Source organism: Paenibacillus sp. XP01, assembly GCF_057364885.1.
The window spans coordinates 5,564,580-5,577,153 of the sequence record NZ_CP139481.1; the positions used below are offsets into that span (position 1 = coordinate 5,564,580).

Annotated in this window: 9 protein-coding genes; all 9 read right to left on the bottom strand. The window is 51.0% G+C overall.

Annotation, left to right across the window (positions count from 1 at the left end; genetic code table 11):
• Positions 1-3: 3 nt before the first annotated feature.
• On the bottom strand, positions 4-831 hold the full coding sequence (gene ccsA / locus SNR34_RS25080) for a cytochrome c biogenesis protein CcsA (protein WP_445259714.1): 828 nt from the start codon (positions 829-831) through the stop codon (positions 4-6).
• Positions 832-845: 14 nt separating this feature from the next.
• Positions 846-2,234, bottom strand: a complete 1,389-nt coding sequence (hemA, locus tag SNR34_RS25085) for a glutamyl-tRNA reductase (protein ID WP_486180444.1) — start codon at positions 2,232-2,234, stop codon at positions 846-848.
• Positions 2,235-2,582: 348 nt separating this feature from the next.
• Positions 2,583-3,227 (bottom strand): ribosome biogenesis GTP-binding protein YihA/YsxC, encoded by a 645-nt coding sequence (yihA, locus tag SNR34_RS25090; RefSeq protein WP_236414427.1) that lies wholly within the window; start codon positions 3,225-3,227, stop codon positions 2,583-2,585.
• Between the two features lie 153 nt (positions 3,228-3,380).
• Positions 3,381-5,720: an endopeptidase La gene (gene lon, locus SNR34_RS25095; RefSeq protein WP_236414428.1), complete on the bottom strand. Its 2,340-nt coding sequence runs from the start codon at positions 5,718-5,720 to the stop codon at positions 3,381-3,383.
• An 85-nt stretch (positions 5,721-5,805) separates the two neighbouring features.
• Entirely contained in the window at positions 5,806-7,563 is a 1,758-nt protein-coding gene (gene lonB / locus SNR34_RS25100) for an ATP-dependent protease LonB (RefSeq protein ID WP_343261595.1), read from the bottom strand.
• A gap of 205 nt (positions 7,564-7,768) precedes the next feature.
• Complete coding sequence (gene ispG / locus SNR34_RS25105; RefSeq protein ID WP_236414430.1) at positions 7,769-8,866, bottom strand: flavodoxin-dependent (E)-4-hydroxy-3-methylbut-2-enyl-diphosphate synthase; 1,098 nt, start codon at positions 8,864-8,866, stop codon at positions 7,769-7,771.
• 117 nt (positions 8,867-8,983) lie between these two features.
• On the bottom strand, positions 8,984-10,237 hold the full coding sequence (clpX, locus tag SNR34_RS25110) for an ATP-dependent protease ATP-binding subunit ClpX (RefSeq protein ID WP_236414431.1): 1,254 nt from the start codon (positions 10,235-10,237) through the stop codon (positions 8,984-8,986).
• A 14-nt stretch (positions 10,238-10,251) separates the two neighbouring features.
• The gene (clpP, locus tag SNR34_RS25115; protein WP_236414432.1) at positions 10,252-10,842 is read right to left on the bottom strand and encodes an ATP-dependent Clp endopeptidase proteolytic subunit ClpP; all 591 of its coding nucleotides are present in this window, start codon (positions 10,840-10,842) and stop codon (positions 10,252-10,254) included.
• Between the two features lie 359 nt (positions 10,843-11,201).
• Positions 11,202-12,542: a trigger factor gene (gene tig / locus SNR34_RS25120; protein WP_236414433.1), complete on the bottom strand. Its 1,341-nt coding sequence runs from the start codon at positions 12,540-12,542 to the stop codon at positions 11,202-11,204.
• Positions 12,543-12,574: the final 32 nt, after the last annotated feature.

Consider the following 12,574-nt stretch of genomic DNA (forward strand, 5'->3'; position numbering starts at 1 on the left):
GATTCACTCTCCCGTCCAACGATGAAATGCCGAGTATGCATTGGATAAAAAGCTTATGATGACCAAACCATAACCGATCAGCGTCCATCTTGCCATAACGATCGCGGAGAACTGCTTTCTTCTTTTGGAGATAAAATACCCGATATAGATCGCGATGGCCAGGCCGGTGGCCAACACCTTCAAATCCAGCAGCAGCATCCAGCGGGTTTCCGCCACGATGGACAACACGGCCAGCACGACCGATACACCTAAGAGCGGCGTTCCGATCAGTGTGGCTCCATCCATGGTTTTGCTGATCACTTCAAGACTGGGCAATCGACGCATCGTTTCATTCCATTTTTTGCTTTTCAGCTTGCGATGCAGGAACATGTAAAGCAACGCAAACACGGCAGCTACAGTCAAAGCCGCAAACCCCAGATTGGCAAGCGTAATGTGCATAATCAACAGACCGTGTACCGTTTGCCAATTATGGAGCGAAATTTCGCCGGCCGTAAACCACAATCTGTTCAGCACGGTGACCGCAAACCCAACGATGTTCAGCAGCAGGATCGCAAATTCCGAACGCGGAATCCGGGTCATCGCCAAAGACATCAATACAAGGCTGAACGAAAAGATGCAAAGAAAATCAAAGGTCGTATAAATGGGAAAATGCCCCTCGGTCCACATACGCATCACGATATGCGTTACCTGGAGCAACCATACAACGATAAGAAACCCCAAGCCCGTCCGCTTCGCCCCCACATTGCGTCGAATGCAATCCGAGAAATAGAACAGAAGGCTCAGGGCATACATGTAAATCAGAGCTTCATAAATTTGTTCAGCAAGGGTCAAGCCGTCCACCCGCCTTATACACTTGCCGGAGCATATGTTGTCATTGCGCCTTGCCGCGAGTCGTTCATGCGTACAGAACCCGATTTGCGCAATGCGGAGGCGTCGCTTTGATTCACCTTCTCAGCAGCAGTCTCCACGGCATCTTCCAAGGCAAAAATTTGGGTGAACATGCGCAAGGCGTCATCGCCCTGCTTTGTCCCCGCCATTTCCTTGATCCGGTTAATCGGATCCGTGGTCATCTGGTTGACGATGCTTTTGGTCAGTCGGCGAATGACCTTGCGCTGGTGCTCATCCAGCTCGGGCAGCTTGTTGAACAGGCTCTCCATCGTTTCTTCATGGATGGAAGCCCCCTTCTCCTGCAGCGCACGAATGACCGGACGAACACCCAACGTTTTGAGCCAGTGATAATAATCTTCCATGTCCAACTCGATCATTTTCTCGATCTTCGCCGCTTCCGCTTTACGCATCTCCAGATTGCTTTCCACGATCCCTTCAAGGTCGTCGATATCGTACAAAAATACGTTGGACAGCTCTCCAATGGCCGGATCGATATCGCGGGGAACCGCAATGTCGATCAGGAACAACGGACGGGATTGACGGTGTTTCATGCTCTCCCTCACGACTGATGCGTCCAAAACGTAGCGATCAGCTCCTGTCGAACTGATCACGATGTCCACTTCATGCAACCTGTCCAGCGCCTCTTCCACGGTGCACGGCGTCCCCCGGAATTTGGCTGCGAGCTCCTCGGCCCGCGCCAGCGTCCGGTTAGCGACAATCACCTCGGAAGCTCCACTCGCGTACAAATGCTTCACGGTCAGCTCGCTCATTTTACCGGCCCCGAGAATAAGCACCTTCTTGTCCGTAAACATGCCAAAAATCCGCTTGCCCAATTCAACGGCCGCATAACTGACGGAAACGGCGCTTTCGCCGATCGACGTTTCGGAATGCGCACGTTTGCCGAGCGTAACCGCCTGTTTGAACAGCATGTTGAACCAGGTCCCCGTCGCTTTCTCCTCTTGCGCTTTGAAGAAGGCTTGCTTGACCTGACCCAAAATTTGCGTTTCTCCGATGACCATGGAGTCCAGGCCGCAAATGACCCGGAACAAATGGCGGATCGCCTGGTCATCCTCATATATATATAAATGCTGCGTAAATTCCTCGCGCGGAACGCCGAACCACTGTTCCATAAAAGTGCGAATGAAATAACCGCACATGTGAAGACGGTCTACCACGACATACAACTCTGTACGGTTGCAAGTGGCCACGATTACACCTTCCAACACACTCTTGGTCAGCTTGAGCTGCTTCAGCGCTTCGGACAGATCTTTTTCTGCAAACGTGAACCGTTCCCTTACCTCTACAGGCGCCGTGCGATAATTCAAACCAACGACAACGATGTGCATTGCAAGTTCACCTGCCTAATAAATTTCCAATCATAGTGTTTTCTTCATATCTTCATCCATCTTGGATCAACATAGTTAATTATATCACATATCATGGACTTGACAGGGGCGTTTTTATGAAATGTTTATGAAATCCCCATGAGCATGCTTCGCTTGCAATGCCAATAATGGTAGTGTTTCACAAATCTTCAGCGTTATGCGCGCACATCCTATTTAACATGCTTAAGCCAATAGCCACGGAAGAATCCATGGCCATTTTGGCATTCGACTCTCCTTGAAATCCATTGAAATCAAGCAGCCTTGTCATTAAGCTCGCATCATGGCAGGTCGACCCATCACGTTCAGGTGTCAAGCTTCGGTTTCGTCCTGCGGTTGATCGGTTTGTTCCTCCGATGCCGGCGTTTCGCCGATGCCGGCATAACTTTCAATGATCGCCCACAGTTCTTCTTTTCCCCATCCTTCTTCAGAGGAAAACGGCACGAACGGATCATCGGCACGAAGGCCCAACGCTTCCTTGATCACCTTCAGGTGTTTGGGGCGGCGCGTTTTGGGGATCTTGTCCATCTTCGTCGCCACGACCACGACGGGCAAGCCGTGATGCCGCAGCCATTCATGCATCATGACGTCATCCTTGGAAGGCTCGTGACGCATGTCCACCATTTGCATGACCAGTTTGAGCTCATCACGCTCCAGCAAGTACTTTTCCATCATTTTTCCCCAGGCAAAACGCTGCTGCTTCGACACCTTTGCATAACCGTATCCCGGAAAATCGACGAAATAAAGATCCTGGTTGATCCGGTAATAGTTCAATTGCTGCGTTTTCCCCGGCGTTGCGCTTGTACGGGCCAGGTTTTTGCGGCTGATCATGCGGTTGATCAGGGATGACTTGCCCACATTGGAACGCCCCGCCAAGGCGATTTCCGGCAAGCCGTCGGCTGGATACTGCTCAGGCCTCACGGCGCTGATTACAAATTCGGAATGCTTTACTTTCATGTCTGCTCGATCCTCTCTTTACCCCTGCCCACTCAACGAGAATCGATGAGGGCAGGTCGTTCATCATCACCATCATACCAAAAAAACCGTTCCAGCGGACGCCGAAGCCTCCGCAGAACGGTTTATTCTTCATACGCTCCCTCGGATGGCGCGCTACAATTGGATTCCCGTTTGCTCTACCAGTGCATGCTGCAGCACTTGATCCATGTGGGCTACGGGCACAAATTCCACATCTTCCTTGATGCTGTCCGGAATGTCCCGCAAATCCCGCTCATTGTCCTTGGGCAATAATATTTTTTTGTAACCCGCGCGATGGGCAGCGAGGGACTTCTCCTTCAGGCCGCCAATCGGCAAAACGCGTCCACGCAGCGTGATTTCGCCTGTCATGGCGATGTCTTTGGAGACGTGTTTGTTGGTCAGCGCCGAGATGAGAGCCGTCGCCATCGTGATTCCCGCCGACGGACCATCCTTCGGAATCGCTCCCTCCGGTACGTGAATGTGAATGTCGTTTTTCTCGTGAAAATCGGCCGGAATGCCCAGCTGAGCCGCTTTGGAACGGGTATAGCTGAATGCCGCCTGGGCGGATTCCTTCATGACATCACCGAGCTTGCCCGTCAACGTCAGCTTGCCCGTACCTGGCACCACGGTGACCTCAATCACAAGCGTGTCCCCGCCGACCTCGGTCCATGCCAGCCCCGTCACCGTACCGATTTGATCTTCCAATTCGGCCATCCCGTAACGGAATTTGCCTGGGCCCAAATATTCCTTAACGTCATCCGGCTCGATGTTAATTGGCGTTTCCGCGCCTGAAACGATATTTTTCGCCGCTTTGCGGCAGAGCGAAGCCATCTGTTGTTCCAGGTTGCGTACGCCGGATTCGCGGGTGTATTCACGAATGACGCGCAGCAAGCTATCGTCGCCCACATGCAGTTGGTTTTCTTCCAGGCCATGATCGCGTTTCTGCTTCGGAAGCAGATAGTTTTTGGCAATCTGCAGCTTCTCCAGCTCCGTATAACCCGGGATGTTCAGCATTTCCATGCGATCCAGAAGCGGACGCGGAATGTTGTGCACCGTATTGGCCGTCGTTACAAACATGACGTTGGATAAGTCAAATGGCAGCTCCACGAAATGGTCGCTGAACGTATTGTTTTGCTCCGGATCGAGCACTTCGAGCAGCGCAGCTGACGGATCGCCCCGGAAGTCCGAAGCCATTTTGTCGATCTCGTCCAGCAGGAAAACAGGATTCAACGAACCTGCCGTCTTCATGCCTTGAATAACGCGCCCCGGCATTGCCCCTACATAGGTGCGCCGATGACCGCGAATTTCGGCTTCATCCCGCACGCCGCCCAAGGAAATGCGCACAAATTCCCGACCGAGCGATCTGGCAATGGAACGGGCCAGCGACGTTTTGCCGACCCCTGGCGGTCCCACCAGGCATAGAATCGGTCCTTTAAGCTTTTTCACCAGCTTCTGAACGGCCAAATACTCAAGCACGCGTTCCTTCGGTTTCTCCAGGCCATAATGATCGGCATTCAGCACGTCCTCGGCCTTCTGGATATCGAGATCGTCCTCGGTCATATGGCTCCACGGCAGAGCCAGCAGCCAATCCACATAGTTGCGAATAACCCCGCCTTCGGCGGAGCTTGCGGGCATTTTTTCAAGGCGATCGATTTCCTTCTCGATTTTTTCCTTGACCTGCTCAGGCAGATTCAGTGCTTCCATCTGGCTCCGCAGCTCTTCCACTTCGCCGGCACGGCCTTCTTTTTCGCCGAGCTCCTTCTGGATTGCTTTCATCTGTTCGCGCAAGTAATATTCCTTTTGTGTTTTTTCCATCTGTTTTTTCACGCGCTGGCTGATCTTTCGTTCCAGTTCGAGCACTTCGCGTTCGTTATTCAAAATGTCAAGCAGCTTCTCCAGCCGCTCACGCACGTCGATCGTTTCCAAAATCTCCTGTTTGTCCTTGATTTTAAGGGACAGGTGGCTTGTAATCACGTCGGCAAGACGTCCCGGCTCTTCAATGTCCGACACAGCCGCAAGCGTCTCGGGAGTTACTTTTTTAGATAAATTAATATAGGTTTCGAACTGGTTAAGCACCGTCCGCATAAGCGCATCCGTCTCCGGATGAACGTTGTCCTCTTCAGGCAGCTCCTGCGCGAGCACCTCGTAAAATTCCTCGTTATCCGTATATTCAATGATTTCAGCCCGTTCCAGGCCTTCCACCAGCACACGAATCGTTCCGTTAGGCAGCTTCAGCATTTGTCTGACCTTGGCTACCGTTCCGATTTTGAAAATATCCTCAGGGGTAGGTTCCTCAATATTGACTTCGGCTTGGGAACACAGGAGAATCAAATGTTCTTCTACCATCGCTTTTTCTAAAGCCTTGACCGATTTCTCCCGGCCCACATCGAGATGCAGTACCATACTCGGGTAGACGAGAAGTCCTCTTAAAGGCAGTAAAGGAAAACGACGACCTTTCGTTTTGCTCGGTCCCATCGCTTTCGCACCTCCAATGGCTCTCAGGTTGTAATCCATATTATTTTATCAAATGTTCACATAAAAAACCAATGAAGGGAAGCTCTTAGCAGCTTCCCGAATCGCTAACCTGTCCCGGGCGCGGCAGATCCGCGCGCAAAATGGAGGCAGAGGCCGGCGGAAAAATGTCTGAGGCCGGCGCAGCCGGTTCCTCCACCATTCGCTGCTCCTTGGCCTGCTGGGCATCCGGCACCCATGAGAAAACCTCTTGGAATACCTCCTGCACCGTACTCACAGGCACCACCCGCACACCGTCCAGGTTTTCAAAAATGGACTGCCAATTTTCAGCCGGGATGATGACCTTTTTGGCCCCCGCCTGGAAGGCTGCCTCCACTTTGGCCAACACGCCGCCGATCGGCTTCACGCGGCCATGGATGCTGATCTCGCCCGTCATGGCCATTTCGTGGTCTACCGGGCGCTCCTGTATGGCCGAAGCGATCGCAGTTGCCATCGCAATCCCCGCAGACGGGCCGTCAATGGGCGTACCTCCCGGAAAGTTGATATGCAAATCATAATCATATGGGCGAAGTCCCATCGACTTCAGTACGGTGAGCACGTTTTCCACCGAGCCTTTGGCCATGCTCTTGCGCCGAAGCGTGCGGGATCCGCCGCCGATTTCTTCTTCATCCACTACACCCGTAATGTTGATGCGTCCTTGTTCTTTTGCCGCCGGCACAGCCGATACTTCAATTTCGAGAATGGTGCCCATGTTCGGCCCATATACGGCCAAACCGTTTACGAAACCGACCTGCGGATGCTGGGGAATTTTGCGCTCCGGGCGTGGTTGAATCTGGCTGCTGCCAGCTACCCATTCCACGTCAGATGCCTGCAGCATCTCGCGCTTCTCTGTCAACGCAAGCCCGGCGGCAAGCTGAACGATGTTTACCGCTTCGCGTCCATTGGTCGCATAGCGCTTCACAACGTCCACTGCCTCGGGGCAGGGGTTGAAGCCAATCTTTTGAATTGCGTCCTCGGCGATCCGCCCAATCTCCTCCGGCAGCAGTGGACGGAAATATACTTCCATACAGCGCGAACGCAATGCAGGCGGAAGCTCATGCGGCGAACGCGTGGTCGCACCAACCAGACGAAAATCAGCAGGTAGACCGTTTTGGAAAATATCGTGGATATAAGCAGGAGTATGTGTGTCCTCTGAATTATAGTACGCACTTTCCAAAAAGACTTTGCGGTCTTCCAGCACTTTTAGTAATTTGTTCATCTGAATGGAGTGCAATTCGCCAATCTCGTCAATAAAAAGCATGCCTCCGTGGGCCTTCGTCACCGCCCCGGGTTTCGGCTGCGGAATGCCGGCAACACCCATGGCCCCAGCTCCCTGATAAATGGGATCATGTACCGATCCGATCAACGGGTCAGCAATTCCGCGCTCGTCGAACCGGGCGGTCGTGGCGTCCAGCTCCGTAAACTTGGCATCCGGCTTAAACGGGGACGACGGATTTTTTTTCGCTTCCTCCAACACTACCCTTGCCGCAGCCGTTTTTCCGACGCCCGGAGGCCCATAAATGATGACGTGCTGCGGGTTGGCACTGCATAATGCCGCTTTCAGAGCGCGCAACCCGTCCTTTTGTCCAACAATATCGTTTATCGTCATCGGCCGCGTCTTTTCCGCCAGCGGCTTTGTCAGCGAGATGGAGCGCAGCTTGCGCAGCTTCTCCAGCTCCTTGCGGGATTCGCGCTCAACCGCACCGCGGTTTGTTTTCTGGCTCCGAAGCAGATTCCAGAAGTATAAGCCGATCACCACGCCGAAAAATAGCTGAATCAACATGAATACCATACCTAATTCACCCATGTCTCCACATCCTCCTGTCCAGTATTCATTATTCTGAGACCATGCTAATACTTGGTAGTATAGCCTTTTCCCTAAGACGTAAACGGGCAGGAATGAAATTATGTGGATTAACGTTACAGCTCGACGGTTGGTCGGCTTGCAAACACAAGAAAACCCGCCATCGCTGACGGGTTTTCTTGTATTTTGCATATGAATGATCGAGCAATCAGTGCGATCGACCAGGAATAACTCCTGTTTTCTCATAGGCTTCGACGATTTGATCAATTTCCTTTTTGAGTTCGTCGACCATAATTTCTTCCGGTACCTTGCGAATCATTTGGCCGTGACGGAACAGCAGTCCTTCGCCGCGCGCTCCCGCAATGCCGATATCCGCTTCCTTCGCCTCTCCCGGACCGTTAACGGCACAACCAAGCACGGAGACCTTGATCGGCACTTTCAGCTTCGAAATGTATTCCTCGACCTCGTTGGCAATCGAGAACAGGTCGATATCCAGACGTCCGCATGTCGGACAGGAAATCAGCGTCGCTGCATTGGAAATCAATCCAAAGGTTTTGAGCAAATCGCGGGCAACCTTGATTTCTTCCACCGGGTCCGCGCTGAGCGAAATACGCATCGTGGAACCGATGCCCATCGACAACAGCGCGCCCATGCCGGCAGAACTTTTGATCGTACCCGAGAACAGCGTCCCCGCTTCCGTAATACCCAGATGCAACGGATACCTGATTAGCTCGGCTGCCTTGGAGTACGCCGCAATGGCCATCGGCACATCTGAAGCTTTGAGCGATACGATAATGTCGTGGAAATCGAGTTCTTCCAGAATGCCTATGTGATAAAGGGCACTTTCTACCATAGCATCGGCTGTAGGATATCCGTATTTTTCAAGCAAATGATTCTCAAGCGACCCGGCATTGACCCCGATCCGAATCGGAATGCCACGTTCTTTGCAGGCTTTGACGACCTCTTCGACTTTCGCACGTTTACCGATGTTGCCCGGATTGATCCGCACTTTATCGATCCCGTTCTCGATCGCCAGAAGAGCAAGCTTGTAGTTGAAATGAATATCCGCCACCAGTGGAATATGAATGCGTTTTTTGATCTCCTTGATGGCTGCGGCAGCTTCCTCATTATTCACTGTTACACGCACGATCTGGCATCCTGCTTCCTCAAGTCGTAAAATCTCTGCTACGGTTGCCTCAACGTCTGCCGTCTTGGTTGTACACATGCTTTGGATAATGACTTCGTTGTTGCCGCCGATCGTTAAGTTCCCGACCTTGACAGGACGTGTATCTTGTCTTAAATACATGAGTGATTTCTCTCCCCATAACGTCAAAGCTCCACCTTAACAGAATGCCTTACGCCTTCTGCCAAGGTGGAGAACTGACAAGTCTATATTTCAGAGCCGGACGGAAAAGCGCCTAATTCAGGCACTCTCCTCCTGCTTGTCGTCCTTCGATTGGCCAAGTTCAGGCACGACTTTTTTCTCTACGACCTCTTCGGTAATCACGCAGTTCGTAACATCTTCGCGCGAAGGCACTTCATACATGATATCCAGCATGATGCCCTCGATGATCGCACGCAATCCGCGTGCACCCGTGTTACGTTTAATCGCTTCTTTGGCGATGGCAAGCAAAGCAGCCGGTTCGAAGGACAGATTAACATTGTCCATCTCAAGCAGCTTCTGATATTGTTTGGTCAACGCATTTTTCGGCTCGGACAAAATCCGTACCAGCGTGTCTTCATCCAGCGGCTCCAACGTGGAGATTACTGGAAGACGACCTACGAACTCCGGAATCAAACCGAATTTCAACAGGTCTTCCGGCAGAACCATGCCCAGGTATTCGCCTGGCTTCAGGTCCTTTTGCTCGGATACGGTGTTGAAACCGATCACTTTTTTGCCGATCCGGCGTTTGATCATTTGCTCCAGACCATCGAAGGCTCCGCCGCAGATGAACAAAATGTTCGTCGTATCGATCTGGATAAACTCTTGATGCGGATGCTTGCGGCCACCTTGCGGCGGAACCGAAGCAACCGTACCCTCCAAAATTTTAAGCAATGCTTGCTGCACACCTTCACCCGATACGTCGCGTGTAATAGACGGATTCTCGGATTTGCGCGCCACTTTATCAATCTCATCAATATAAATAATTCCGCGTTCCGCTTTTTCCACATCGTAGTCCGCAGCTTGAATCAATTTGAGCAAAATGTTCTCAACGTCCTCACCTACGTAACCTGCTTCCGTCAAGGAAGTGGCATCCGCAATGGCAAAAGGAACGTTAAGGATTTTGGCCATCGTTTGCGCGAGCAACGTTTTACCGGAACCGGTTGGACCGAGCAGCAGGATATTACTCTTTTGCAGCTCGACATCCTCAATTTTGTTTTGTGTGTTGATCCGTTTATAGTGGTTATACACCGCTACGGAAAGAGATTTTTTCGCAAAATCTTGTCCAATGACGTATTGGTCGAGAATGTCGCGGATTTCTTTCGGTTTCGGAATATCTTTCAGATCAAGCTCTTCATCATGTCCGAGCTCTTCCTCCACGATTTCGGTGCACAACTCGATGCATTCATCACAAATGTAAACACCGGGTCCCGCAACAAGCTTGCGAACTTGCTCCTGAGATTTACCGCAAAAAGAGCATTTCAGCTGCCCTTTCTCATCGTTGAATTTAAACATGTGAAACCACCCCTTTAGGAATTGATCGGTCTGGTGAGCACCTGGTCAATAATGCCGTAAGCCTTGGCTTCTTCAGCGCTCATGAAAAAATCACGGTCCGTATCCCGCTCAATTTTATCAAGGGGCTGACCTGTACGTTCGACGTAAATTTGGTTCAATTTTTGGCGCGTCTTGATGATCCAGTCTGCATGGATTTTAATGTCCGCAGCCTGTCCTTGTATGCCGCCGAGCGGCTGGTGGATCATCACTTCGCTATTGGACAGCGCATATCTTTTGCCAGGCGCGCCGGCTGTCAGCAGCAACGATCCCATACTTGCCGCCATCCCTACGCAGATGGTAGAAACATCTGGCTTAATATATTGCATCGTATCGTATATACCCATTCCTGCGGTGACAGAGCCACCCGGCGAATTAATGTACAAGCTGATATCCTTCTCGGGATCCTCGGCCGCCAAGAACAAAAGCTGTGCTATGACAAGATTGGCTACATCGTCATCAATCGCACTGGTCAGAAAGATAATGCGATCCTTCAGCAAACGCGAATATATATCGTAAGACCGTTCGCCTCGATTGGTTTGTTCCACAACCATTGGCACCAGACTCATGAGACCAACCTCTTTTCTACATGTAATTGGACATCGGGCCACCATTAAAGCATACCCCAAATTTTATTCTAACACGTTCCGATGACAATGTCATTTTTCCAGGAATGTGTCAAGTAAAAGTTGGTTTGCTTTTTAGCCTGATCATATTTAACCATGTTTTCTATGTATGTGCAAATCGGAGGCATCCTATGCCCTTATCCCTTTTTAATTCGCTCCGCCGGGAATCGGAATCTGCAGCCGGTAAAAAACCATCCATTTCGTGAATCATTTATGCATAAAATGGATGTCGTAATTTAAAAATAAGGCACGCAATGAATCACGTGCCTTATCGTTATTCAGCTGTTATCCAACAGCTTGTCTTATTTTTCGTCAGCTTCTGCAGCAGCTTCTTCCGCTGGAGCTTCAACCGGCTCAACCACAGTGCTGTTCTCCACGAGAACGTCGATGGTTTTGCGCAGTTTCACTTCTTCGCGAAGGCTGTCAAGGGAACCGTTGCTTTCCAGAATGCCGCGGATCTCTTCAGCGGAACGCTTGTAGGACTCGGCCATTTTTTCAAGCTCTTGATTCACTTCTTCGTCGGAAACTTCGATGTTTTCCGCTTTACCTACAGCTTCCAACACGAGGTTGTTGCGAACGCGCTTCGCTGCATCGTCTTTCATTTGTCCTCTCAGGTCAGCTTGCGTTTGACCGGAGAAGCTCAGGAACATTTCGAGGTTCATGCCTTGGCTGCGCAGACGGTTGTCGAAATCGCGCATCATGTTTTGAACTTCGCTGTCGATCATCGCAGAAGGGATTTCCACTTCGGCGTTTTCGGCCACTTTTTCCACAACGGCATTCTCTTGAGCGCCTTTGAACTCGTCCGCTTTGCGGGATTCCAGTTGTGTTTTCAGGTCAGCCTTGTACTCTTCCAGAGTATCGAATTCGCTGACGTCTTTAGCAAACTCGTCATCCAGCTCAGGAAGTTGTTTGCGTTTGATTTCGTGAACTTTCACTTTGAATACGGCTTGTTTGCCAGCCAGTTCGGCAGCATGGTACGTTTCAGGGAAAGTCACTTCCACGTCTTTGAAGTCGCCTGTGGACAGACCCACAACTTGCTCTTCAAAACCTGGAATGAATGTGTTGGAGCCCAGCTCCAAGGAGTAACGCTCCGCTTTGCCGCCTTCGAAAGGAACACCGTCAACGGAGCCGTCGAAGTCGATTACAGCGATATCGCCATTTTGTGCAGCGCCTTCGTCGATCACAACGAGTTCTGCATGACGTTGTTGAAGACGCTCGAGCTCTTCATTTACGTCTGCTTCAGTTACTTCAGCTTTTGCTACAGCAACTTCCACACCTTTGTAGTCGCCCAGCGTTACTTCAGGCTTAACGGTTACTTTTGCTTTGAATTTGAAAGCTTGTCCTTTGCCAAATTGCTCGATGTCCACGTCAGGACGATCTACCGGGAAAATATCCGTTTGATCGATCGCTTCAGTGTAAACCTCTGGCAGCAGAATGTCGATTGCATCCTGATACAGGCTTTCCACGCCGAAGCGCGCTTCAAAAATCGGACGTGGCACTCTACCTTTACGGAATCCAGGCACGTTCGCTTGTTTTACCACTTTATTAAAAGCTTTGTCGAGAGCTGCAGCTACACGTTCTGCATCCACTTCAACTTCAAGAACCCCAACGTTCTTCTCTATCTTTTCCCAAGTTGCTTTCATTATAAACTGTCCCCTCCAAAATTCACATGTTC